We start from the raw sequence: 23,779 nt of genomic DNA on the forward strand, positions 1-23,779 counted from the left end.
GTCGGACGAGCCGGCGCTCAGGCCTCGACGATCTCGTAGTCGTGGGTAATCTCCACGCCGCCCTTGGCCAGCATCAGCGAGGCGCTGCAGTACTTCTCGGCGGAGAGGTCGACCGCGCGCTTGACCTGAGCCTCCTTGAGGCCGCGGCCGGTGACCACGAAGTGCACATGGATCTTGGTGAACACGCTGGGGGTGCCGTCGAAGCGTTCGGCTTCCAGGGTCGCGACGCAGTCGGTGACGTCGGCGCGGGCCTTCTCCAGGATCTGGATCACGTCGAACGAGCTGCAGCCGCCGAGCCCCATCAGTACCAGCTCCATCGGCCGCGGCCCGGTGTTGCGCCCACCGTGGTCGGGGTTGCCGTCGATCACGACGCTGTGGCCGCTGCCGGATTCGGTGACGAACTGGCGGCCGTCGGTCCACTTGACTGTGGCTTTCATGCAATCGATTCCTTCACTCGGATAACGTGGCGGCAGCATAACACTCCCGCCTGGCTGAAGTTACGCCCGGCGCAGTCGGCTCTCGAGGTCGGCCAGGCGCTGCGGCGTGCCGACATCGACCCAGTCGCCGCGGTGGTGCCAGCCAGCGACGCGCCCGGCGCGCATGGCCGCGACCAGCAGCGGCGCCAGCTTGGCCGCCTCGCCGTCGGGGAGATCGGCGACGAGCTGCGGGTGGATCACGCCGACCCCGGCATACACCAGGCGCGGCTCGCCCTCGGCGTGCAGGCGTCCGTCGGGGTCGAGATGGAAGTCGCCACCGCGGTGGAAGTCGGTGGTGTCGACCATCGCCAGGTTGGCCAGATCCGCCGCAGCCAGCGCCGGCTGGGCCAGATCGATATCACTCCAGACATCGCCGTTGAGCAGCAGAAAAGGGGCGTCGCCCAGCAGCCCCAGGGCGTGACGCAGACCGCCGGCGGTCTCCAGCGGCGTGGGCTCGTGGCTGAAGACGAGACGCAGACCGAAACGCTGGCCGTCGCCGAGGGCGGCGACAATCTGCTCGCCGCGGTAGCTCACGTTGATCACCACCTCGCGGAAGCCGGCCGCCGCGAGGCGCATCAGGTGGTGCTCGATCAGCGGCTTGCCGGCTACCGGCAGCAGCGGTTTGGGGCAGTGGTCGGTGAGCGGGCGCATGCGGCTGCCGAGTCCGGCGGCCAGGATCATCGCTTTCATGTCGAGGCTCCCTTCGACTGCGCCTGCTCGGCGTGGTGGCGGGCAAGGCGCGCCTGCATCGCCGGGTGGTAGGTTTCGCGTAGCCAGGCGTGGAACTCGGCCAGCTCGGGCAGCGCTTCGAGGCCGGCGTCGAGCTGGGCATAGAAGTGCGGCAGCCAGTCGAGATAGCGCGGCTTGCCGTCGCGTAGGCAGAGGCGGCAGAACTGGCCCAGGATCTTGAGCTGACGCTGGGCGCCGATCGCCTCGACCGCGGCGCGAAAGGCGGCGGCATCCGGCAGGCGCGTGCCGAAATCGGCCTGGCTGCGGCGATGGAAGTCAGCGATCCAGCGATCCATCACGGTCCGCGACCAGCGCTGATAGCGCCCGCGCAGCAGCGAGATCAGGTCGTAGCCGAGCGGCCCCGCCAGGGCGCCCTGGAAATCGATCAGCGCCAGTTCGCCGTCGACGATCATCAGGTTCATGGCATCGAAGTCGCGGTGCACCGCGACTTCGGGCAGCGTCGCGATACGCGCCAGCAGATGACGCTTGGTGTCGGCCCAGCAGGCGGGTGTCTCCAATTCCAGCCAGCGCCCCAGGCCCCAGTCGGGGAAGCGCTCCATCTCCTCTTCCATGAAGGCGGCGGAGTAGGTCGGAAGCTCGGCCGGTGAGGCCAGCCGCTGCAGGCGCAGCAGCAGCTCGATGGCCTGGTCCGTACCGCGCCGCGCGCTATCGGCATCGCCGAAATGGTGGTGCAGACTGTCGTCGCCGAGATCGTCGAGTTCGAGGAAGCCCAGGTCGAGGTCGACGGCGTGGATCGCCGGCACCGGCAGGCCCACCGCGCGCCAGTGGCGGCCGATGGCGACGAAGGCGTGGCTATCTTCGAGCTCGGGTGGCGCGTCCATCAGCATGCGCGTGCTGCCGTCGGGCAGATGCACCCGGCAGTAGCCGCGCAGGCTGGCATCGCCGGCGACGGGCTCGAAGCGGCAGGTATCGGCGGCGACGGCGTGCTGCCGGGCTATCCAGGTGCGCAGCTGGGCAAGGCGCAGACTCATCGAAACTCCCAGGATGGATCGAGTTGACGGGGTGCGGATGGCACCGCATGCTGAAGCCGCTCGTGGGCTTGGCCGATGGCGTGGTCGATAACGTCGGGACGCGGACCTGCCGGCGGCGAGGGCGCTAGACCCCCTTGGCGGCGCCAGTTTGCCGCCTTTGGTCGAGTCCGCCAACTCATCGCGCTGCGAGCGCCACGCCTCTTCATGGCTCGCCAGGCGGGCGTAGTCAGTCTGGCGTAGTCAGGCGAGCATAGTCAGGTAGGCATAGTCAGGCGAGCGCGACAGAAGACAGACAGGGAACGACCCCGCGGCAAGCGCCGTCGAGGTCTGTATAATACCGGCTCCACACGGCAAGGACACAGAGGACATGGGCAAGCGACTGGTCTGGACTGCCCTCACCGGCGTGATTTCATCGACCGCCCAGGCGGCCCCACCGGCACCGCTTCCGGCGGACCAGCTGGACTGGGTACCCTGGGGCGATCAGGCGCCGGCCGGCGCGCTGTGCGGCGGACGCTATGTCCAGCCCGGCTATCTGCTGCCCGAAGGGCGCACGCCGGAAGAGGTCCTCTCCAACTCCGCCACCGCGGAGTACGGTGACAACGGCGAGACGATCCTCGGCGGCGAAGTGGTGCTGCGGCGCGGCGACAGTCAGCTGCAGGCGCCGCAGGTGCGGGTCAACGCCGCCCGCGATACCGCCTTCGCCGACGGCCCGTTGACCATCCGCTACCCCGGTCTGCTGGTGCGCGGCGACGATGGCCAGGTCTCGCTCGACAGCGACGCGGCGCGGATCGACGACGCCCACTACGTGATCCACGACCAGCGCGTGCGCGGTGACGCCCAGGCGCTGCAGCGCCTCGACGACGGCCGCTATCGCATGCGCGAAGCCAGCTTCACCACCTGTGCGCCGGACAGCCGGCTGTGGCGGATCGTCGGCAGCGACGTCACCATCGACCGCGCCCAGGGCTACGGCACCGCCACCAATGCGCGTCTGGAGATGGGCGACGTGCCGGTATTCTACTGGCCCTGGGTACGCTTCCCGGTGGACGATCGGCGCCAGAGCGGCTTTCTGTGGCCGACCCTGGGGCTCTCCAGCGATGGCCTCGATTACAGCCAGCCCTACTATCTGAACCTGGCCCCCAACTACGACGCCACTATCACGCCCCGGGTCATCACCGACCATGGCCTGCTGATGGGCGGCGAGTTCCGCTATCTCTTCGGCAGCGATCGCGGCACGATCGATGGCGCCTATCTGGCCAACGATAATGGCGGCAACAACGATAATCCCAACGATCCCAAGGACGCCTTCGACGGCAAGGACCGCTGGTTCGTCGACTACCAGCACTACGGCTACTTCACCGATCGCCTGGACTATGCGCTGCGCTACGGCGCCGCCAGCGATGGCCGCTACTTCGACGACTTCGGCAGCAATTTCGCCGAGCAGGACACCGAATACCTCGAGCGTCTGGCGCGGCTCTCCTATCAGGGTACTACCTGGTATCTGGATGCCCGTGCCCAGGGCTACCAGCGCATGCAGTATCCGATCGACGAGAACGATCGCCCCTATTACCGCCTGCCCAGCCTGACCGCCAATGCGCGCTGGCAGCAGGAGAGCGGCTTCTATCAGGAGTGGAACTCCAACGCGACCTACTTCTGGCGTGACCTGCACGGCGTCGATGCCCAGGGCAACTGGTTCGACGAGGACGAGAACCGCACCCGCAACATTCCGCTGCGTGAATCGGCCAACGGCTCGCGCCTCAATCTGACCCCGGCCATCGGCTGGCGCGCCCAGCCGAGCTGGGGCTTCCTCGAACCGCGCTTCCAGCTGTGGCAGACCAACTACGAGCTCGACTACGGCAATCGTGACACTTCGCGTGACGAGACCCTGTCCCGCACGGTGCCGGTCTACTCGCTGGACTCGGGGCTGATCTTCCAGCGTGACGTGACCGCGTTCGACCAGGGCTTCAAGCAGACCTTCGAGCCGCGGCTCTACTACGCCTACGTTCCCGAGCGCGATCAATCCGAGTATCCAGTGTTCGACACCGACGAGCAGGCGATCTCATGGAGCCAGCTTTGGTCGCCCTACCGCTTCACCGGCGCCGATCGCGTGGGTGACGTCAACAAGCTCTCCTACGGCGCCTCGACCCGCTTTCTCGAGGATGACACCGGGCGCGAGCGTCTGGCGCTGTCGGTCGGTCAGAGCGCGTACTTCGAAGATCGCAACGTCACCCTGCTCGACGACAGCGACAATCTCACGCCCGCGCAGCGGCGCTATGACGACTATCGGCGCACCCGCGACCGCTCGCCGGTGATCACCCAGCTCGACTGGCGCATCAACGATCAGTGGCGCTCGCGCTACGAGTGGTTCTACGACGATCAGCGTTCGCAGACCGAAAAGGCCTCCGCCTACCTGCAATATCTGAGTCCGGCCGGCCATGTATTGAACCTTGGCTACCGTTGGCAGCTCCAAGGTTTCGATCCGGCCAGCGATGCCGATGACCAGCTGAGCTACAACCGCGAGGATTTCGACGTTTCGTTCGCCTACAAGGCGACCTCGTCGCTCGATCTGATCGGCCGCTATCTCTACGACAACACCAACAAGCGTGATCTGGAGACGCTGGCCGGGGTGCAGTTCAACAGCTGCTGCAGCGCGGTGCAGGTGGTCTGGCGCGAATGGGTCGACGACAACGACACCGCTTACACTATCGACGATGACTACACCGATCGCGGCCTGTTCCTGCGCTTCGTGTTCAAGGGACTCGGCGGTGTGGGGCAGAACGCCGATAGCTACTTCGCCAGCGCGGTGCCGGGCTACGAGCCCACCACGTTCTGAGCCGGGCCCGGCGGATGCCGGGCCTGCCGATCGAGATCGAGCAAGACCCGTGATTCCCAAGAGTCGTTCTTCATCAAGCAAGAGAGGTAGGCATGCGTCCTAGAGTGTGGATTCCCCTGGCGCTGGTCATGCTGCTGTCGCCGCTGTCGGCGATGGCCGAAGTGGTGCCGCTGGACCGTATCGTCGCCGTGGTCAACGACGACGCCATCATGCAGAGTCAGCTCGAGCAGCGGGTCTCCCAGGTCAAGAGCCAGCTCGCGTCCAGCAACATCCCCGCGCCGCCGGAGAAGACGCTCGAGCATCAGGTGCTCGACCGCATGATCACCGAGCAGATCGAGCTGCAGATGGCCGAGAAGGGCAAGCTGAACGTCGACGAGACCCAGCTCAACGCCACCATGCGCGGTATCGCCCAGAACAACGGCATGACCCTGGATCAGTTCGCCGATCGCCTGGAGAAAGAGGGGCAGTCGCTGGCCGAGGTGCGCGAGCAGGTGCGCCGCGAGCTGCTGATTCGTCAGGTCCAGCAGCGCGAGGTCGCCAACAAGGTGACGGTGTCGGATCGTGAGATCGACCGCTTCCTGGAGCAGGCCGGCCAGAACAGCAACGTCTCCTATCATCTGGCCCAGATTCTGGTCGCGGTGCCGCAGTCGCCGACGCCGGATCAGGTGCGCCAGGCCCAGGCCAAGGCCGAGAAGCTCTATCAGGAGCTCAAGAGCGGCGCCGACTTCCGCAAGCTGGCGGTCTCCGAGTCCGACGATGCCCAGGCGCTCGAGGGCGGCGATCTCGGTTGGCGTCCGGCGGCGCAGATCCCGACCATCTTCGCCGACGTCATTCCCGATCTCGCCAAGGGCGAGGTGAGCCAGCCGATCCGCAGCCCCAGCGGCTTCCACTTGGTCAAGCTGATCGATACCCGCGGCGGCGACGGCAAGCAGATCTCCCGCGAGCAGGCGAGCCAGGCGATCTTCCAGCGCAAGGTCAACGACGAGCTCGAAGCGTGGACGCAGGAGATTCGTGCCAGCGCCTACGTCGACAACCGTCTCGACAAGCAGTGATGGGGTATTGATGGCACCGAACCAGGCCGCGGCACCGCTGCTGGCGCTGACCAGCGGTGAGCCCGCGGGTATCGGCCCCGAGCTGACGCTGGCCCTGGCGCGGCGGTGGCCGGCGCTGGCCGCGCGGGTGGTGGTCATCGGCGACCCGCAGCTGCTGGCGGCGCGTGCCGCCGCGCTGGGCTGGGCGGTGGAGATCGAGCCGCTCGAGCCCGGTGCCCCTGTGCCGCCCGCGCGGGATGGGCATCTGCCGGTGTGGCCGGTGGCGCTGCGGCGGCCGTCGCTGCCCGGCGTGCTCGACCCGGGCAACGCCGACTACGTGCTCGAGACCCTGGATGTCGCCATCGCCGCCTGTCGCGACGGACGCGCCGCGGCCATGGTCACCGCGCCGCTGCACAAGGGGGCGATCATCGAGGGCGGCCATCCGGGGTTCACCGGGCATACCGAGTATCTGCGCGATGCCTGCGGTGTCGAAGAGGTGGTGATGATGCTCGCCACGACGATCACCTCGACGAGCGCATCGATGACCGCTACCCCGGGCACGCCGCGACCGCTGCGGGTCGCTCTGGCGACCACCCATCTGCCGCTGTCACGGGTTGCCGAAGCGCTCGATGCCGCGAGCCTGGCCCGCGTCACGCGGATTCTCGCCGCCGAGCTGACCCGGCGCTTCGGCATCGCCGCGCCGCGCATCCTGGTCAGCGGGCTCAACCCCCATGCGGGTGAGGATGGCCATCTGGGCCGCGAGGAGCTCGACATCATCATTCCGACCCTCGAGCGGCTGCGCGCCGAGGGGCTCGAGCTGATCGGCCCGCTGCCCGCCGATACGCTGTTCACACCGCGCCATCTGAATGGCGCCGACGCCGTGCTCGCCATGTATCATGACCAGGGGCTGCCGGTACTCAAGTATGCCGGTTTCGGCCAGGCGGCCAATATCACCCTGGGCCTGGGCATCGTGCGTACCTCGGTCGATCACGGGACCGCCCTCGATCTCGCCGGCAGCGGCCAAGCCGATGTCGGCAGTCTCAGGGTGGCGCTGGAAGTGGCCTGCGAGATGGCTACTCGGAACCCAACTGATTCATCTCTCTAACCGAGAGGGTGTTTGCACCGCTGTTGCGCGCAGCTTTGCTGTAAACGGCCTCTGAAGGAATTCGTCGTCAATGGCTAACCCAGCCGATTATCCGCGTGGCGCGCTGCCGCGAGCCCGTAAACGTTTCGGTCAGAACTTTCTGCGCGATGCCGGCGTGATCTCGCGCATCGTGCGTGCCATCGGGCCGCGCCCGGGAGAGCGCCTGGTCGAGATCGGCCCGGGGCAGGGCGCCCTGACCGAGCCGCTGCTCCAGGCCGCCGGCGCGCTCGAAGTGGTCGAACTCGACCGCGACCTGATCCCCGGTCTGCGGGTACAGTTCTTCGCCTACCCGGATTTCGTGATCCACGAGGGCGATGCGCTCAAGTTCGATTTCCCCGCCCTGGCAGCCGCGGATGGCCGGCCGCTGCGGGTGGTCGGCAATCTGCCCTACAACATCTCCACGCCGCTGATCTTTCATCTGCTGGCGGCACGCGGCGCCGTCGCCGATATGCACTTCATGCTGCAAAAGGAGGTGGTAGAGCGTCTCGCCGCCGAGCCCGGTGGGCCCGACTGGGGCCGCCTGTCGGTGATGACCCAGTACCACTGCCAGGTGGAGTCGCTGTTCGTGGTGCCGCCGGCAGCCTTCGTGCCGCGGCCCAAGGTCGATTCCGCCATCGTGCGTCTGACGCCCCACGCCGAGCTGCCCGCCGTGGCGCATGACGAGGCGCGTTTCGCCGAGATCGTGCGCGAGGCCTTCGGCCAGCGGCGCAAGACGCTGCGCAACAATCTCAAGGGGCTGGTCGAGGCCAGTGAACTCGAGGCGCTGGAGATCGACCCCGGCCGCCGGCCGCAGACGCTGACGGTGGCGGAGCTGGTGGCCATCGCCAATCGGGTCACGGAGCGCGAGGCATGAGCGAGCTGGCCACCCAGATTCTGGTCGAGGTCGCGCCCGACTACCGTGCCGACGAGTCGGACCCGGGGCAGTCGCGCTACGTCTTCAGCTACACGGTGACGGTGCACAACCGCTCGACGCGCGAGATTCAACTGCTGTCGCGCTACTGGAAGATCACCCAGGGCAACGGCAAGGTACAGGAGGTGCGCGGCAATGGCGTGGTCGGCAAGCAGCCGGCGATCGCCGCCGGCCACAGCTTCCGCTATACCAGTCGCGCGGTGCTGGCCTCCCCGGTGGGGGTGATGCAGGGCAGCTACGGCTGCAGCGATCTCGCCAGCGGCGGGGCCTTCGAGGTCACCATCGCACCGTTCCGGTTGGCGACCCCCAATCAGGTGCACTGAGCTGCGCCGGGTGCCGGCCCATTCATCCCAGAGGGCTCCCCAGCCTGACCATCGAGAAGGACGACGACCATGGCCATGTATGCCATCGGCGACCTGCAGGGCTGCTACGCTGAGTTCGACGCACTGCTGGCGCGGCTCGACTTTTCGCCCTCCCGCGACCGGCTGTGGCTGGCCGGCGATCTGGTCAACCGTGGCCCCGGCTCGCTCGCCTGCCTGCGTCGGGTGAAGGCGCTGGAGGGCGCAGTGGAGACGGTGCTGGGCAACCACGACCTGCATCTGCTGGCGGTGGCGCGCGGTCATGGCAAGCTCAAGCGCAACGATACCCTGGCCGAGATACTCGACGCGCCGGATCGAGAGGCGCTGATGGCGTGGCTGCGCGCCCAGCCGCTGCTACTCGCCGACCCAGCCCGTAACCGGGTGATGACCCACGCCGGGCTGCTGCCGCAGTGGTCGCTGACCGAGGCTCGCGAGCTGGCGGCGGAGGCCGAGGCGGTGCTCGGCGGCGACGCGGTCGATGACTTTCTCGCCGAGATGTACGGCAACCGCCCGGCGCGCTGGTCGCCGCAGCTGGCGGGTCTGGATCGCTTGCGCAGTATCGTCAACGTCTTTACCCGGATGCGTTTCATCGACGCCGAAGGTACCCTCGACTTCAGCGCCAAGGAGGGGCTAGACAGTGCACCGGCGGGCTTCGCGCCCTGGTTCACCTATCCGCGCCAGCATCCGCGTGAGGAAGCGCTCACCCTGCTGTTCGGCCACTGGGCCGCGCTGGAGGGGCAGACGCCCGGGGCCCGGGTGCGCGCCGAGGCGCTCGACACCGGCTGCGTCTGGGGCGGCACGCTCACGGCGCTGGATCTCGACAGCGGCGAGCGTATCGCCGAACCGTCGCAGCAGCTGCGACGCTGACGCCATCTCAGAGGGGGCACATGCCACATCAATTCGAACATCTCGACGCCGCCACGCTCATCCAGTGGCTGGGCGAAGGACGCAGCCTGACCCTGGTCGATATCCGCGATCCATTGAGCTTCGCCCAGGGGCACATTCCCGGCAGCCGTCATCTGGACAACTCCAGCGCCGCCGAGCTGGTCGAACACACCCCCACCGCACAGCCGCTGGTGGTGGTCTGCTACCACGGTCACTCCAGCCAGCAGGCCGCCGCCTGGCTTGCCGGGCAGGGCTTCAGCGAGGTCTACAGTCTGGATGGTGGCTTCGTCGACTGGGCGCATCGTCATCCTGAACGGGTCAGCCGCTAGGGGGCGCCATGCACGCTGACAGTGATCCCCATCTCGCCGGTCTCGAGGTCTATCTGGTCGGCGGCGCGGTGCGCGATGCGCGCCTGGGCTGGCCGGTCGGCGACCGCGACTGGGTGGTGGTCGGTGCCAGCGTCGAGCAGATGCGCCAGCGCGGCTTCCAGCCGGTGGGGCGCGACTTCCCGGTGTTCCTGCATCCGCAGACCCATGAGGAGTACGCGCTGGCACGCACCGAGCGCAAGCGCGGCCACGGCTATACCGGCTTCGAGGTCCACGCCAGCCCCGAGGTGACACTGGAGGCGGATCTGGCGCGGCGGGATTTCACCATCAACGCCATGGCCGAAGGCGCCGATGGCGAGCTGGTCGACCCCTACGGCGGATGCGCCGATCTCGACGCCAGGGTCCTGCGTCACGTGTCGCCGGCGTTCGTCGAAGACCCCTTGCGAGTGCTGCGCGCGGCACGCTTTCTCGCTCGCTATCGTCACCTGGGGTTCACCATCGCCGGCGAGACCTTGGCACTGATGCGTCAGCTCGTGGCCGGCGGCGAGATCGCGCATCTGGTTGCCGAGCGCGTCTGGACCGAGACCGAGAAGGCCTTGGCCGAGGCCGACCCCGCGGCCTATTTCGAGACCCTGCATGAGTGCGGTGCGCTGACGGTACTGATGCCGCCGCTTGCCGACGCCACCCTGACGACGGCCCTGGCGCGGCTGGACAGCGTGCCGACCGATCTCGACGAGCCGGCGGTGTGGCGCTGGGCGCGACTCGGCGAGCACCTCGAAGCAGGCGCCCAGGGCGCGCTCAACGATGCCGTCAAGGCGCCCAACCGCTACCGTGACGCCATGCGCCAGGCGGCGCTCACCCGCGAGCTGCGCAGCCGCTGTGCCCAGCTCAAGGTCGCAGGGGCCGGTGATATCATGGCCTGGCTCGACGGCATCGACGCCTGGCGCCGGCCGGAGCGCCTCGACCCGTTGCTGGCACTGATCGCCCACGAAGACCCGGCCCTGGCCAAGGACCTCGCCCTGGCCTGGCGGCTGGCCTCTCAGATCCTGCCCCAGGCCCTGCTCGACGAGGGTCTGCGGGGGCCGCAGCTCGGCCAGGAGCTGGCCCGGCGGCGCGAGCAGACCATCCGTGAGGCGCTGGAGACGGCGTAGGTTTTCTCAGTCCGGCCGAAGATTTGTAGGGGACATAGATGGAGATGGAACCGTCCAGTTGGATAGGCGCATTGGGTCTAGTCATATCGATACTGGCGATCAGCGTGAGTTATCGACTCAGTCGTCGGTCCGAGCTGGGTTTGGCGGTCTGGACTCAGGAGTTGCGTGCTTGGTCGGGTGATGTCGTAAAGGCGCTGACTGCGGCTCGTTATGCGCTGACCAATAGCACTGGTACTACGCAAATCGATATTAGCCATGCTCAGAGCCTATCTGCGTTGATCGACATTGGTAGGCTCTATCTCCCGAATCAGGACGTCGATAAGCATGGTATCGAAAAGCCTCCCGCATACCGTGGTGACAGACACTCTGCGCTGGATCCTTTGGTTGCCTCGGTTCGTTTGTTGGAGGCCGAGCTTGAAGACCACGCGGGAGAGGCTCTTGTGCTTTGGGAGTTGCAGCGTGAATTCGTTTCTCGCGTCTCCGAAATTCTCGAGCCGCGCCTTCATAACCGAGCTATAGCGAGATTGTTGCGGCGCGGTTATGTCGATAGAAAGCGGGATCCTTCGGCGGGAGGGCTATTGCCCCAAAAGCGAAAGCGCCCAATGGGGGCGACCGCAGCTCTTTCGATGGCCAGGAAACGGGCGCGTTGCAGCGACTACTGATCTGACCGGTTTGGCTGCTGTTTTCATCCTTGGTTATCAGCATTCATATAAAAACGCCCGCGGCGATCAATCGCCGCGGGCGTTTGACGTGGTGGTTCCGGTCTAGACGAACAGGCCTACGATCAGCGCCATCACCAGACCGGTCAGGCCGATGATGGTCTCCATCACCGTCCAGCTCTTCAGGGTCTGCGCTTCGGTGAGCCCGAAGTAGCGGTTGACCAGCCAGAACCCGGAGTCGTTGACGTGGCTCAGCACGGTGGCCCCCGAGGCGATCGCAATCACGATCAGGCCGAGCACCGGGCCCGACAGGCCCAGGGTCGAGATGACCGGTGCCATCAGGCCGGCGGCGGTGATCATGGCCACGGTGGCGGAGCCCTGGATCACGCGCACCGCGGTGGAGATCAGGAACGCCAGCAGAATCGGCGGCAGCGCGCTCTCGGCCATGATGTCACCCATCACGCCACCGACGCCGGAGTCGATCAGGACCTGCTTGAACACGCCACCGGCGCCGGTGACCAGGATGATGATGCCCGCCGGTTCGAGCGCCTTGGTGGCGACTTCCATCACCTGTTCGCGGGTCATGCCGCGGCGCGTGCCCAGGCAGGTGAAGGCGAGCAGCGTGGCCAGGGTCAGCGCCACGAAGGGGTGGCCGAGGAAGGTCAGCGCGGCCAGGACCGGACTGTCCGCCGGCAGGATCACGCCGGAAACGGTGTTGAGCACGATCAGCGCCAGCGGCAGCAGGATGATCGACAGGATCAGCTTGAAGCTGGGCAGGTCGCGGGTGTCGCCCGGCTCCTTGGGCAGCTCCATGTAGTCGGGGATCTGGGCGTCGATGCGCTTGGCGATCCAGCGCCCGAACAGCGGCCCGGCGATGATCATGGCGGGCAGGCCGCAGATGGCGCCGAACAGGATCACGTAGCCGAGATCGGCGCCGATCAGCTTGGCCACCGCGATCGGGCCCGGTGTCGGCGGAATGAACGAGTGGGTCACCGCCAGCCCGGCGAGCAGCGGAATGCCGTAGTAGAGCAGCGAACGCCCGGTGCGCCGGGTGAGGGCATAGATCAGCGGCACCAGGATGATGAAGGCGACGTCGAGGAAGACCGGAATCGCGACCAGGAAGCCAGTGACCCCCATCGCCCACTGCGAGCGGTTCTCGCCGAACTTGTCGAGCAGCGTGCTGGCCAGGCGATCGACCCCGCCGGAGACCTCCAGCATCTTGCCGAACATCGCGCCCAGACCGACCACGGTGGCGACGAAGCCGAGGGTGCCGCCCATGCCTTTCTCGATGGTGTCGAGCAGCTCTTCGACGCCCATGCCGGTCGCCAGACCCACGACACCGCTGACCACCAGCAGCGCCACGAAGGCGTGCAGGCGCAGACGCATGACCAGGTAAAGAAGGACGATGATGCTCCCCAGCGCGGCGAGGATCAGAGAGGTGGGACTGTCCATGAGGATGAAAAACCCTTTGTGAGCGAAGCACCCACTGTGGCCGATGCGTCACCGAGTGTGGCCGCGGGCGTGGTGCATCCAGCACCCGCCGGGGCGAGATCCCGCGGGACGCTATGCGCCTTTGGTGGCGTTGTGCTTCGGTGTGGAGTTGGCGAGAATGAATGTTACCGGTAACAAGTTGGCGGCAACAATGCGCCTAAAGGTGTAGAGACAAGCTGCTAGGTGAGGGGTACGCCTAGGGTTCGTACGGAAAGTCAGCGAGCGCAGGTAGTTTTCGTACAAAGCCTAACAGCAGCTTTCTCAGCCGCTAGACGACGTGGTCTTACCCGGCGGCGCGCGCCGCCAGTAGAACGATTCATCAGTAGGCCGGTTCATCAGCAGACCGATTCATCAGCGAAAAGAGTCCGAGGCATGAAAACCAATCAGGGACATCGCATCGTCGTCATGGGCGTGTCGAGTTGCGGCAAGACCGAAATCGGGCAGCGCCTGGCGGCGCATCTGGGTGGGCGTTTCCTCGACGGTGACGACTACCACTCCGAGGCGAGCGTGGCCAAGATGTCGCGCGGCGAGCCGCTCACCGACGACGACCGCGCCGGCTGGCTCGCCCGGCTGAGCGAGATCCTGGGCGCGGCGCGGACGGCGGACGAGACCCTGGTGGTGGGCTGCTCGGCGCTCAAGCGCCGCTATCGCGACATTCTGCGCCAGAGCGACCCGGCGCTCACCTTCGTCTATTTGCGCGGCAGCCGCGAGCTGCTGCTCGAGCGCATCCAGTCGCGCAAGGATCACTTCTTCAAGGGCGAGGCGATGCTCGACAGCCAGCTCGCCACGCTGGAAGCGCCGGGCGACGACGAGGCGGTGACGGTGGATATCGATGCCGGCATCGAAACCGTGGTCGCGCGTGCCGCCGAGGCGCTGGCCGAGCGCTACGCCACTCAGGTCGATAGCGCCGCTTCCTGATCGGTTCGAGGACCTGACCGTCTAACCGATACTGCCGCTGCATCGCACCTCGAACCCCAGATCCTCACTGTGCGGCCGGCAGGGCTGGCCGCCGAGGCGCGCCAGCAGGCGTTCGGCGATCACCTCGCCGATGCGTCGGCGCGGGGTCACCACCGTGGCCAGGGTCGGGGTCGTCGCCTCCACGATATCGAGCCCGTTGAATCCGGCCAGGGCGAGCGCCTCGGGCACCGCCAGGCGGCGGCGCTGACATTCGAACAGCGCGCCGGCGGCCAGGTCGTCGTTACAGCAGAATACCGCCTCCAGCGCCGGCCAGCGTTGCAGCATCGACCCCAGCATCTCGCCGCCGAGTCGATAGCTCGACGGCTGCGGTGTGGTCAGACAGTACTCGGTGGACAGGTCGGCAGCGCGCAGCGCGGCTTCCCAGCCGGCCATGCGCAGCTGGGCGCGGTGGTCCATGCGCGCGCCGAGAAAACCGATTCGACGGTAACCGCGGGCGATGAAAGTCTCCGTCAGTGCCCGGCCGGCGGCGGTTTGATCGAGCCCTACGTTGATATCCAGCGGCGTCGGGGTCAGCTCCAGCGTCTCCACCACCGGCACCCCGGCGCGTCGCAGCAGCCGCTCGGCGTGTTCGGTATGGCGGGTTCCCGAGAGCACCAGGCCATCCACCCCATAACCCAGGTAGGTGTCGATCAGGCGCTCCTCCTCGAGGATCGAGTAGCCGGTATGGCCGATCAGCAACTGATAGCCGGCAGCGCGCAGGCCCTCCTCGATGCCGCGCTGGATATCCGAGAACACCGCGTTGGAGAGCGAGGGGATCAGCAGGGCCACGCTGTGGCTGCGGCCGCTGGCCAGCGCGCCGGCGGCGTGGTTGGGGATATAGCCGAGCTCGGCGCTCGCCGCCTCGATGCGCTGGCGCAGCGCCAGCGAGACCCGCTGCGGCTCGCGCAGCGCACGCGAGACGGTGATCTTGGTGACCCCGACCCGGTCGGCGATATCCTGAAGCGTGACGCGTCCCGAAGCTCGGCGCGGCATGACGATCTCCCCAGCACGGCGGCGCCCGACGCGGGTGAGCGATGAGCAACATCGCGCCCCGGGCGGTTCCGGTGATGATGGTTAGCGGTAACTTCGTGGGAGACTAGCATGACGCCGCGGCACTGGCTGTGCGGCCATGGTTGTAGCCGATCGGCTGTGTGAGGCTCCCCGCCTCAGGGTGCGCTATCGCCGATCAGCAGCTCGGTCTCCAGGGTGCGTGAGCGGCGCGGTTCGAGATCCAGCAGCATGGCGGCTGCCAGCCGACCCTTGGCCGCGCTGTCCTGGCGCACCGTGGTCAGCCGGGGTCGCCGCTGCTGACCTTCGGCGATGCCATCGAAGCCGGTGATGCGCAGATCTTCCGGCACCCGCAGCCCGCGCCGCTCGGCCAGATCGATGGCGGTCAGGGCGATACGATCGGAGAGGCAGATGAGCAGGTCCGGACGTGACGCCGCGGGCTGATCGAGCAGCGTCGCGATCACCGGCACGCAGCCGTCGTAGGTGTTCTGGTCGATATTCCACAGCGCCACGCTGTCGGGGTCGATGGCGGCCTCCGTCAGCGCCTTGAAGATTCCGTCCAGGCGCCGCCGGGTGATGGTGAGATCGGCCGACAGCAGCGCATCCAGGCCGATCTGGCCCTCGTGCGACTGGGTCAGACGCAGCCCGACGATGGCGACCCGCCTGGGCGGCTGGCGCAGGGCGTGTCGGGTCAGGGCGAGGCTGGCCGGATAGTTGTCGATGTTGACTGCCGCAATACCCGGCAGATCGATGTCGATGGCCACGGCGGGGCGCCCCGCGATCAGGTCGAGGATGTGCGAGGAGGCGCCGTGCAGGCCATAGACGATGATGCCGTCGGCCATGTCGACGCCGCCGGTGGTCTGCTCCAGGCGTCCGGGCAGCAGCATCAGCGAGTGGCCGTGCTGATCCAGCTGCGCGGCGACACCGGCGATCAGCTCGCTGGCGACGCTGTCGCTCAGGCTGTAGAAGAGATTTTCCGCCAGCAGCATGGCGATGATGCCGGAACGGCCGGTGCGCAGCATGCGCCCGCGGGAGTCGGGGCCGTGGTAGCCGAGTTCTGCAGCGGCGGCGAGAATCTCCTCGCGCCGGGCCTGGGAGAGCTGGTCGGGGCGGTTGAAGGCGTTGGAGACGGTGGCGGTGGAGACGCCGAGACGCGCGGCCACCGTCTTCAACGTCATGCGCTTGGTCGGGCTCACGCTCGCAGGCCGCAGGCGAAGCGCCGCGTCGCGTACGGCTGGCGCCGTGCACAGAGGGCCGTGGCCGGGGACATGCTCGAGTCTCCTCGTCGAGGGGGGATGACGGCCGCGGCGCCGGCCGTCATTCCAGGGTCAGGTCGCGCGCAGCCAGACCGCCGCATTGCCGGCCAGCATCGCGTCGCTCACCGCATCGGGCCGGCTCTGGGCGAGCAGCGGTGCCGCCGGCAGCGCGACCGGGGCGTCACCCAGGTTGAGCACCACTCGAACGTCACCGTTGGTCAGTACCAGCACGTCTTCACGCGGGCTCGGGGCCCACGTCAGGTCGCCCTGGCCAAGGTTATGATCGCGGCGCAGTTTGAGCAACCGCTGATATAGGCTGAGCGTCGAATCCGGCTGGTCGAGCTGACGATCGACGGCGTAATGGGCGTAGTTGTCCGGCTGCGGCAACCAGCGCTCGCCGCTGTCGTTGAAACCGAAGGCCGGCGCCTCGGCGCGCCACGGCAGCGGCACGCGGCAGCCGTCGCGGCCGCCATCCTCGCCGCCGGTGCGGTGGAAGCCTGGGTCCTGGCGGTAGCGGTCGGGCATGCTGGTGTGGTCCGGCAGGCCCAGTTCTTCGCCCTGGTAGAGATAGGCGGAGCCGGGCAGTGCCAGGGTCAGCATGATGATCGCCCGCGCCCGGCGCAGCCCCAGCGCCTCGTCGGGCTGCTCGTCGCCGATACCGATCTTCTGTGGGCGTGCGCCAGGGTTCGACAGTCCCAGACGCGAGGCGTGGCGCACGCCATCGTGGTTGGACATCACCCAGGTGGTGGTGGCGCCGACCTCACCGGTGATGGTCAGCGAGCGGTCGATGATGGTGCGCAGCTCCGAGGCGTCCCAGTGGGCGGTGAGATAGTCGAAGTTGAACGCCTGCTGCATCTCGTCGGGGCGAATGTAGCGCGCCACCCGCTCCGGCTTGAGCCAGGCTTCGGCGACCATCATGCGGTCGTCGCCGTACTCGGCCAGGATGCGATGCCAGCGGCGGTAGATATCGTGGACGCCATCCTGATCCCACATCGGGCCGCGGTTGCCGCCCTCGACCATCACCTGCTCGCCGTCCCAGTCGGGCAGGCCCGGCTGCTTGATCATGCCGTGGGCGACGTCGACGCGGAAACCGTCGACCCCACGGGCGAGCCAGAAGCGCAGCACGCGCTCGAATTCGTCACCCACTTCGGGGTTGGTCCAGTCGAAGTCGGGCTGGGCGCTGTCGAACATGTGCAGATACCACTGGCCGTCGTCGACCCGGGTCCAGGCGGCGCCGCCGAAGATGCTCTGCCAGTTGTTGGGCGGCAGTTCGCCCTGCTCGCCGCGCCCGTCGCGGAAGAGATAGCGCGCGCGAGCCGGGCTGCCCGGCGGGCTGGCCAGCGCCTCCTGGAACCACGCGTGCTCGCTGGAGCTGTGATTGGGCACTAGGTCGACGATCACCCGCATGCCGCGCTCGTGGGCACCGGTCAGCAGGCGGTCGAAGTCTTCGAGCGTGCCGAACAGCGGGTCGACATCACAGTAGTCGGAGACATCGTAGCCGGCATCGGCCTGGGGCGAGCGGTAGAACGGCGACAGCCACAGCGCATCGATGCCCAGCGCGGCGAGATAGTCGAGCCGTTCGGTGACGCCGGCGAGATCGCCCATGCCGTCGCCATTGGCGTCCATGAAGCTGCGCGGATAGATCTGATAGATGACGGCATCGCGCCACCACTGTTGCTGGGTCATGTGCTGGGTCATGCAAGACTCCTCGTCACAAGGTGGATATGGGGTCAGGGCCGGCGTGGCGATCACCACTGCCGCCGCTTGAGTCGGGTCAAGGTCTGGTCGAGGTCGGCGAGTGCCGCCGCCGGCTGGATGCGTCCGGAGAGCACCGCGTGTACGCCGTTGAAGATGGCGTTGGAGACCCGGGCATAGGCCTCACCGGTCACCGCCGAGGGGCGCGCCACCGCGTTCATCAGCACCGGGCGCAGCACGCTCATGGTGGGGTTGGCCGCCACCACCTCGGGGTCGTCGTAGAGCGCGATCCGGGTCGGATTCATGCCGTTGTTCAGGGCGTGACGGCGCTGCACATCGGCGCTGGTCATATAGTGTGCCAGCGAGATCGCCGCCTCCGGCGTGTCGGTGTAGCGCGAGACGGCGAAGTTCCAGCCGCCCAGGGTGCTCACCGAGTCGGCATCGGGGCCGTGGGGCAGCGGCGCGACGCCGATCTTGCCGCGCACCCGGCTGCCCTCACGCTGGGCCAGCGACCAGACGTAGGGCCAGTTGCGCATGAACACCGCATTGCCGCTCTGGAACACCCCGCGGGCCTCCTCCTCGGTGTAGTTGAGTACCCCACGCGGGGCGATGGTTCCGATCCAGCTCGCCGCCTCGGTCAGTGCCGCCGTGGCCCGGGGGTTGTCCAGCGTGATCGTGCCGTCGGCTTCGACGATGCGCCCGCCGCCGTAGCCGGCGATCCACTCCAGCGCATTGCAGGTCAGGCCTTCGTAGGCGCGGCCCTGGAACACGAAACCCCACATCTCGGCAGCGCCGGCGGCGCGCTCGGCCTGCTGAATGCTGGCCGCGGTGTCGGCCATCTCCTGCCAGGTCTCGGGCACCGGGCGCTGGTACTTGTCGAGCAGATCCTGGCGGTAGTAGAGCAGGCCGGCATCGGTGTACCAGGGCAGTGCCACCAGCCGGCCATCGACGGTATTGGCCTCGATCAGCGCCGGGAAGAAAGCCTCGCGCTCGGCCGGCGGCACGGCCTCGCCGAGGTCGAGCAGATGCGGTGCCAAAAGCCCCGGCCAGGCGATATCGACCATCATCACGTCGACATCCTGGGAGTGGCTGTTGAGCAACTGCTGGAACAGCGCCAGCTTCTCGGTGGTGGCGTTGGGGGTGGTCACCACCTTGACGCTGTTGCCGCTCTGCGCCGCCCAGGCGCGCGCCGCGGTGGGGCAGTAGTCGCCGTCGCCGCCGCCGCCGCAGGCGATGGCCACCTCGGCGGCCTGGGCCGTCGAGGTGGCTCCCAGCAGTGCCAGCAGGCCCAGGGCGGCACGCCAGCCGCGCGACTTGTTCACGAAAAGAGAGTGAGTGGGACCTTTCATGAGGCGGCTCCCTGCGGCTCGGAACGGGATTCGCGACGTTCGTGCGGGGGCACCGCGCGCCCGTCGCGGTCGAACAGATGGGCGTGAGTCGGATCGAAATCGAGCGTCACCCGCTGGCCGCGGCGGAACGGGCTGGGCGCCTGGGTGCGGCACACCAGCAGCTCGCCGTCATCGCGCTCCAGGTAGAGGTAGGCTTCGCTGCCGAGGTACTCGACGTTGACGATCTCGAGGCCTTCGCCGCTCTCGCTGGCGGTGGGGATCAGATGCTCCGGGCGCACGCCCAGCGTGGTCTCGCTGGGGCCACCGGCGCTCAGGGCCAGCGGCAGCGTGCGCTGGCCGACGGCGGGAATCTCCACGCGGCAGCCCTGCTCGGCATCGGCCTCGGCGGTGACCTGGATGAAGTTCATCTTGGGCGAGCCGATGAAGCCGGCAACGAAGCGCGACGCCGGGCGCTCGTAGAGCTCCCGCGGGGTACCGATCTGCTCAACGTGGCCGGCGTTGAGCACCACGATACGGTCGGCCAGGGTCATCGCCTCGACCTGATCGTGGGTGACGTAGATCATGGTCGAGCCCAGGCGCTCGTGGAGCCGCGCGATCTCGTTGCGGGTCTGCACCCGCAGCGCTGCGTCGAGGTTGGAGAGCGGCTCGTCGAAGAGCAGGATCTTGGGCTCGCGGGCCATCGCGCGGCCGATCGCCACGCGCTGGCGCTGGCCGCCGGAAAGCGCCTTGGGCAGGCGCTCCAGCAGCTCGTCGAGCTGCAGGATCTTGGCCGTCTGGCGGACCCGCTCGTCCACCGTCTGCTTGTCCTGCTTGGCCAGTTTCAGACCGAAGGCGATGTTGTCGTAGACGCTCATGTGCGGATAGAGCGCATAGGACTGGAACACCATGCCGATGCCGCGCTCAGGCGGCGTCAGATTGTTGACCCGTTGGTCGTCGATCATCAGATCGCCGTGGGTGATCGATTCGAGCCCGGCGATCAGGCGCAGCAGGGTCGACTTGCCGCAGCCCGAGGGGCCGACGAAGACGATGAACTCGCCGTTGTCGATCTGCATCGAGACGTCGTCGATCACCTGGGTGCTGCCGAAGCGCTTGTTGACTCGTTCGAGCGTCAGACCAGCCATAGTTTCTCCTACCCGAAAACGGGGAAAGCGGTAGTGGCGCAAATCAGTAGTCGCGGAAAGCATCACGGGCGTTCAGCCCTTGACGGCACCGGCGGTGAGCCCGGAGACGATCCGCCGCTGGAAGATCACCACCAGCACCACCAGCGGCACGGTGACGATCACCGAGGCGGCCATGATCGGCCCCCACGGCAGCTCGTACTGGCTGCCGCCGGAGATCAGCGCGATCGCCACCGGCACCGTGCGCTGCGAGTCGGTCAGGGTGAAGGTCAGGGCGAACAGGAACTCGTTCCACGCCGCGATGAAGGCCAGCAGGCCGGTGGTGGCCATCGCCGGCCACAACAGCGGCATGAACACCTTGGTCAGCGTGACCCAGGGCGAGGCGCCGTCGACGATCGCAGCCTCCTCGAGTTCGTCGGGGAGCTGGCGCATGAAGGTGGTCAGAATCCACACCGTGAACGGCAGGGTGAAGATGGTGTAGCTGAGGATCAGCCCGCCGGGGGAGTTGTAGAGATCGAGCGTGCGGATCACCTCGAACAGCCCCGACAGCACCGCCACCTGGGGGAACATCGACACCCCCAGCACGATCATCATCACCGTGGTGCGCCCGCGAAAGCGCACCCGGCCCAGCGCCCAGGCCGCGGTCAGACCCAGCAGCAGTGCGATGAGCACCACGCTGATGGCGACCACCACGGAGTTGCGGATCGCGGCCAGGAAGGTCGGCTGCGACAGCACCGTGACATAGTTGGAGAAGTCCAGGCTATCGACCCAGTAGCTCACCTCGAACAGCTGGCTCGACGGCTTCAGCGAGGTCACGATGGCGTAGTAGAAGGGGAAGATGGCATAGAGCACCAGCACCGCCACCAGCAGCCAGAAGCCGGTTCTCAGTGCGATGGCCTTGAGTCTGCGCAGCGTCATGACCCACCTCCCAGCTGGCGGCGTCCGAGATAGAGATAGACCACCGTGACCAGCGCGATGATCATGAACAACAGCGTCGAGGCGGCGCTGCCATAGCCCACGTCCTGGAACTCCACCAGCTGCTGGCGCGCGTAGATCGACATCGTCATGGTCGAGGTGGCGTTGGAGGTCAGCACGTAGATGACGTCGAACACGCGCAGCGCGTCCAGGGCGCGGAAGATCACCGCCACCAGCAGGGCCGGGGTGATCAGCGGCAGGGTGACGCGGAAGAACACCCGGACCGGATGGATACCGTCGACCTTGGCCGCCTCGTAGCAGTCCGAGGGCAGCATCTGCAGCGCCGCGAGGACCAGCAGGGCGACGAACGGGGTCGCCTTCCACACGTCGACCATGATCACCGCCCACATCGACAGGCTGGCATCGGCGGTCCACGACAGCGGCGCGTCGATCAGCCCCAGGGTCATCAGCAGGTGGTTGATGATTCCGAACTGATCGTTGAGCATCCACGCCCAGATCTTGGCCGAGACCACGGTGGGGATCGCCCACGGGATCAGCATCGCCGCGCGTACCAGGGTGCGGCCACGGAAGTGGGCGTTGAGCACCAGCGCCACGATCACCCCCAGCACCGCCTCCAGCGATACCGACACCAGCGCGAAGTAGAGCGTGTTCCACACCGACTGCCACCACAGCGGGTCGGCGAGGATGCCGTACCAGCCGTTGTCATAGACCAGGTAGTTCTCGAGCCCGATGAAGTTGGCGCCTTCGAGGCTCGACAGGCTGGCGTCGGTGACGCTGAACCAGAAAGTGCGCGCCAGCGGCCAGCCGGCGACCAGCGCCAGGCCGACCAGCATCGGGGTCAGGAACAGCCAGGCCGCGCGCACCCGGCGCCGACGGACCCGGGTGCCGCGCTCGCGGCGCGGCCGTACCGGCTGGGTAGTCTCCAGCGTGCCGCCCGGTGTCGGGGCGGCCGGCGTCTGCGCCATCGTGGGTTGCCGATTAGCCATGGATTGCCTCCCGGCCGCTTACCAGCGGCGCCGCTTGATGCGCTCGAGTTCGCTCTGCAGCGACGCCAGACCCTGGGCCGCGTCGACCTTGCCGGAGAGCACTTCATGCACGGTGTTGAAGAAAGCGTTGGAGACCCGCGGATACTTGTCGCCGGTCACCGCCGAGGGGCGCGGAATCGCCGAAGTGAAAGTGGTGTAGAGGGTGCCGAAGAAGGGCACCGCGGCGAGCACTTCCTTGTCCTTGTAGAGCGCCGGCAGCGTCGGGTTATAGGAGCCTTCGATGGCGCGGCGCTTCTGCTCTTCCGGAGAGGTCAGGAAGGCCACCAGGTCGGCGGCCATCTGCGGGTGCTCGCTGTAGCGCGAGACCGCCAGGTTCCAGCCGCCGAGCACCGCCGCACTGTGGCCGTCGGCGCCGCCGGCGGGCAGCGCCACCACGCCGACCTTGTCACGGATGTCGCTCTGCTCGGACTGCACCAGATCCCAGGCGTAGGGCCAGTTGCGCATGAACAGCGCATTGCCGGACTGGAATACCCCGCGCGACTCCTCCTCGGTGTAGTTGAGCACCCCCTGGGGCGAGATATCGCCGATCCAGCTCGCTGCCAGGGTCAGCGCCTTGGCCGCCTGCGGATTGTCGATGGTGATATCGCCGGCATCATTGACGATGGTGCCACCGTCGGGATAGCTGGCGATCCACTCCAGCGCGTCCACCGTCAGCCCCTCATAGGCGCGTCCCTGGAACACGAAGCCCCAGAAATCCTTGTGTCCGGCCTGGCGCTCGCCGGCCTGGACGGTGCGTGCCGCCTCGGTCAGTTGCTCCCAGGTGGTGGGCACCTCAAGGCCGTACTTATCCAGCAGATCCTTGCGGTAGTAGAGCACCCCGGCATCGGTGAACCACGGCATCGCCACCAGTCGGCCATCGACGGTGTTGTTGTCGACGATGGCCTCGAAGAAGTCATCGGTGGTGCCCTTGGGCAGGTATTCGTTGAGGTCGATCAGGTGCGGCGCCAGCATGCCCGGCCACACCACGTCGATCTGGAACACGTCGATATCACCGGAGCGCGCGTTGAGGATCTGCTGATAGAGCGAGAGCCGCTCGGTGGCGGAGTTGGGTGTCGAGACCACCTCGACGCTGTGACCGCTCTGCGCTTCCCAGCGCGCAACCCCCTCCTTGCACAGCGTGAGCTCGGCGCCGACCGCGCCGCAGGAGATGGTGAGATCGGCGGCCTGGACCTGGCCCGCGACGGTCAGGGTGGTCGCCAGCATTAGCAGAGAACGTGTTTTCATCCTGGGCTCCTGGGGAGTGCCGGTTGTTGTTGTGGGCGATCTCGTCGGTGGTCATCGCCGTGCGCCCGAGTGTCGCGGTTGGATGCGGCTCGCCTTGATCTGCGGCAATCCAGACGCGATCTTAATCGTTTAAGTTCGCAGCCAAGTTATGCCACTTGTTTGCGCCGGCTCAACCCGGACTTTGGTTGTAAAGACTTGAGAGATGAA

Annotated in this window: 22 protein-coding genes; 10 read left to right on the forward strand and 12 right to left on the reverse strand. The window is 67.3% G+C overall.

Annotated features, from left to right (window positions below):
• Positions 1-17: 17 nt before the first annotated feature.
• The 3 genes from J0A90_RS14635 to J0A90_RS14645 are packed head-to-tail and all read right to left on the reverse strand — an operon-like array spanning position 18 to position 2,197.
• Positions 18-437, reverse strand: coding sequence for an OsmC family protein (locus J0A90_RS14635; RefSeq protein WP_207031558.1), 420 nt, complete (start codon positions 435-437; stop codon positions 18-20).
• Positions 438-497: 60 nt separating this feature from the next.
• Complete coding sequence (murU, locus tag J0A90_RS14640) at positions 498-1,166, reverse strand: N-acetylmuramate alpha-1-phosphate uridylyltransferase MurU (RefSeq protein WP_207031557.1); 669 nt, start codon at positions 1,164-1,166, stop codon at positions 498-500.
• The gene (locus J0A90_RS14645; RefSeq protein ID WP_207031556.1) at positions 1,163-2,197 is read right to left on the reverse strand and encodes an aminoglycoside phosphotransferase family protein; all 1,035 of its coding nucleotides are present in this window, start codon (positions 2,195-2,197) and stop codon (positions 1,163-1,165) included. The genes murU and J0A90_RS14645 overlap by 4 nt, the downstream gene beginning before the upstream one ends.
• 367 nt (positions 2,198-2,564) lie before the next feature.
• On the opposite strand from J0A90_RS14645, the gene J0A90_RS14650 reads away from it, so the two are divergent.
• From J0A90_RS14650 to J0A90_RS14690, 9 genes are all read left to right on the forward strand, one after another.
• Positions 2,565-5,027 (forward strand): LPS-assembly protein LptD, encoded by a 2,463-nt coding sequence (locus tag J0A90_RS14650; RefSeq protein WP_035472317.1) that lies wholly within the window; start codon positions 2,565-2,567, stop codon positions 5,025-5,027.
• A gap of 92 nt (positions 5,028-5,119) precedes the next feature.
• Positions 5,120-6,079, forward strand: coding sequence for a peptidylprolyl isomerase (locus tag J0A90_RS14655; RefSeq protein ID WP_207031554.1), 960 nt, complete (start codon positions 5,120-5,122; stop codon positions 6,077-6,079).
• A 10-nt stretch (positions 6,080-6,089) separates the two neighbouring features.
• A complete protein-coding gene (gene pdxA / locus J0A90_RS14660) occupies positions 6,090-7,163 on the forward strand; it encodes a 4-hydroxythreonine-4-phosphate dehydrogenase PdxA (RefSeq protein ID WP_207031552.1) in 1,074 nt (357 codons plus the stop codon).
• Positions 7,164-7,233: 70 nt separating this feature from the next.
• Positions 7,234-8,055 carry a 16S rRNA (adenine(1518)-N(6)/adenine(1519)-N(6))-dimethyltransferase RsmA gene (rsmA, locus tag J0A90_RS14665; protein WP_207031550.1) on the forward strand — a complete coding sequence of 274 codons (822 nt, stop codon included), beginning with the start codon at positions 7,234-7,236 and terminating at the stop codon, positions 8,053-8,055.
• A complete protein-coding gene (gene apaG, locus J0A90_RS14670; RefSeq protein WP_207031548.1) occupies positions 8,052-8,435 on the forward strand; it encodes a Co2+/Mg2+ efflux protein ApaG in 384 nt (127 codons plus the stop codon). The genes rsmA and apaG overlap by 4 nt, the downstream gene beginning before the upstream one ends.
• A 69-nt stretch (positions 8,436-8,504) precedes the next feature.
• Positions 8,505-9,338 (forward strand): symmetrical bis(5'-nucleosyl)-tetraphosphatase, encoded by an 834-nt coding sequence (locus J0A90_RS14675; RefSeq protein ID WP_207031546.1) that lies wholly within the window; start codon positions 8,505-8,507, stop codon positions 9,336-9,338.
• Between the two features lie 20 nt (positions 9,339-9,358).
• On the forward strand, positions 9,359-9,685 hold the full coding sequence (glpE, locus tag J0A90_RS14680) for a thiosulfate sulfurtransferase GlpE (protein WP_207031543.1): 327 nt from the start codon (positions 9,359-9,361) through the stop codon (positions 9,683-9,685).
• Between the two features lie 8 nt (positions 9,686-9,693).
• On the forward strand, positions 9,694-10,833 hold the full coding sequence (locus tag J0A90_RS14685; RefSeq protein ID WP_207031533.1) for a polynucleotide adenylyltransferase: 1,140 nt from the start codon (positions 9,694-9,696) through the stop codon (positions 10,831-10,833).
• A 38-nt stretch (positions 10,834-10,871) separates the two neighbouring features.
• Entirely contained in the window at positions 10,872-11,495 is a 624-nt protein-coding gene (locus tag J0A90_RS14690) for a hypothetical protein (RefSeq protein ID WP_207031531.1), read from the forward strand.
• A 102-nt stretch (positions 11,496-11,597) separates the two neighbouring features.
• On the opposite strand, the gene J0A90_RS14695 is transcribed toward J0A90_RS14690, so the two are convergent.
• On the reverse strand, positions 11,598-12,944 hold the full coding sequence (locus J0A90_RS14695) for a gluconate:H+ symporter (RefSeq protein WP_207031529.1): 1,347 nt from the start codon (positions 12,942-12,944) through the stop codon (positions 11,598-11,600).
• Between the two features lie 411 nt (positions 12,945-13,355).
• On the opposite strand from J0A90_RS14695, the gene J0A90_RS14700 reads away from it, so the two are divergent.
• Complete coding sequence (locus J0A90_RS14700; RefSeq protein WP_207031527.1) at positions 13,356-13,901, forward strand: gluconokinase; 546 nt, start codon at positions 13,356-13,358, stop codon at positions 13,899-13,901.
• A gap of 21 nt (positions 13,902-13,922) precedes the next feature.
• Here the strand turns inward: J0A90_RS14700 and J0A90_RS14705 are convergent, their stop codons facing one another.
• The 8 genes from J0A90_RS14705 to J0A90_RS14740 form a co-directional block, all read right to left on the reverse strand.
• Entirely contained in the window at positions 13,923-14,933 is a 1,011-nt protein-coding gene (locus J0A90_RS14705; protein ID WP_207031525.1) for a LacI family DNA-binding transcriptional regulator, read from the reverse strand.
• A 173-nt stretch (positions 14,934-15,106) separates the two neighbouring features.
• Entirely contained in the window at positions 15,107-16,126 is a 1,020-nt protein-coding gene (locus tag J0A90_RS14710; RefSeq protein WP_207031523.1) for a LacI family DNA-binding transcriptional regulator, read from the reverse strand.
• Positions 16,127-16,276: 150 nt separating this feature from the next.
• Entirely contained in the window at positions 16,277-17,902 is a 1,626-nt protein-coding gene (locus J0A90_RS14715; protein ID WP_233076816.1) for a glycoside hydrolase family 13 protein, read from the reverse strand.
• Between the two features lie 50 nt (positions 17,903-17,952).
• On the reverse strand, positions 17,953-19,248 hold the full coding sequence (locus J0A90_RS14720; RefSeq protein ID WP_207031520.1) for an ABC transporter substrate-binding protein: 1,296 nt from the start codon (positions 19,246-19,248) through the stop codon (positions 17,953-17,955).
• Positions 19,245-20,369, reverse strand: coding sequence for an ABC transporter ATP-binding protein (locus J0A90_RS14725; RefSeq protein WP_207031518.1), 1,125 nt, complete (start codon positions 20,367-20,369; stop codon positions 19,245-19,247). Before J0A90_RS14725 ends, J0A90_RS14720 begins: the two co-directional genes overlap by 4 nt.
• Positions 20,370-20,441: 72 nt before the next feature.
• Entirely contained in the window at positions 20,442-21,284 is an 843-nt protein-coding gene (locus J0A90_RS14730) for a carbohydrate ABC transporter permease (protein WP_207031516.1), read from the reverse strand.
• Complete coding sequence (locus tag J0A90_RS14735) at positions 21,281-22,267, reverse strand: carbohydrate ABC transporter permease (RefSeq protein WP_370635800.1); 987 nt, start codon at positions 22,265-22,267, stop codon at positions 21,281-21,283. The genes J0A90_RS14730 and J0A90_RS14735 overlap by 4 nt, the downstream gene beginning before the upstream one ends.
• A gap of 39 nt (positions 22,268-22,306) precedes the next feature.
• A complete protein-coding gene (locus tag J0A90_RS14740; RefSeq protein ID WP_207031514.1) occupies positions 22,307-23,572 on the reverse strand; it encodes an ABC transporter substrate-binding protein in 1,266 nt (421 codons plus the stop codon).
• Positions 23,573-23,779: the final 207 nt, after the last annotated feature.

The sequence above is a fragment of the Salinicola sp. DM10 genome (assembly GCF_017306975.2).
Lineage (GTDB): Bacteria > Pseudomonadota > Gammaproteobacteria > Pseudomonadales > Halomonadaceae > Salinicola.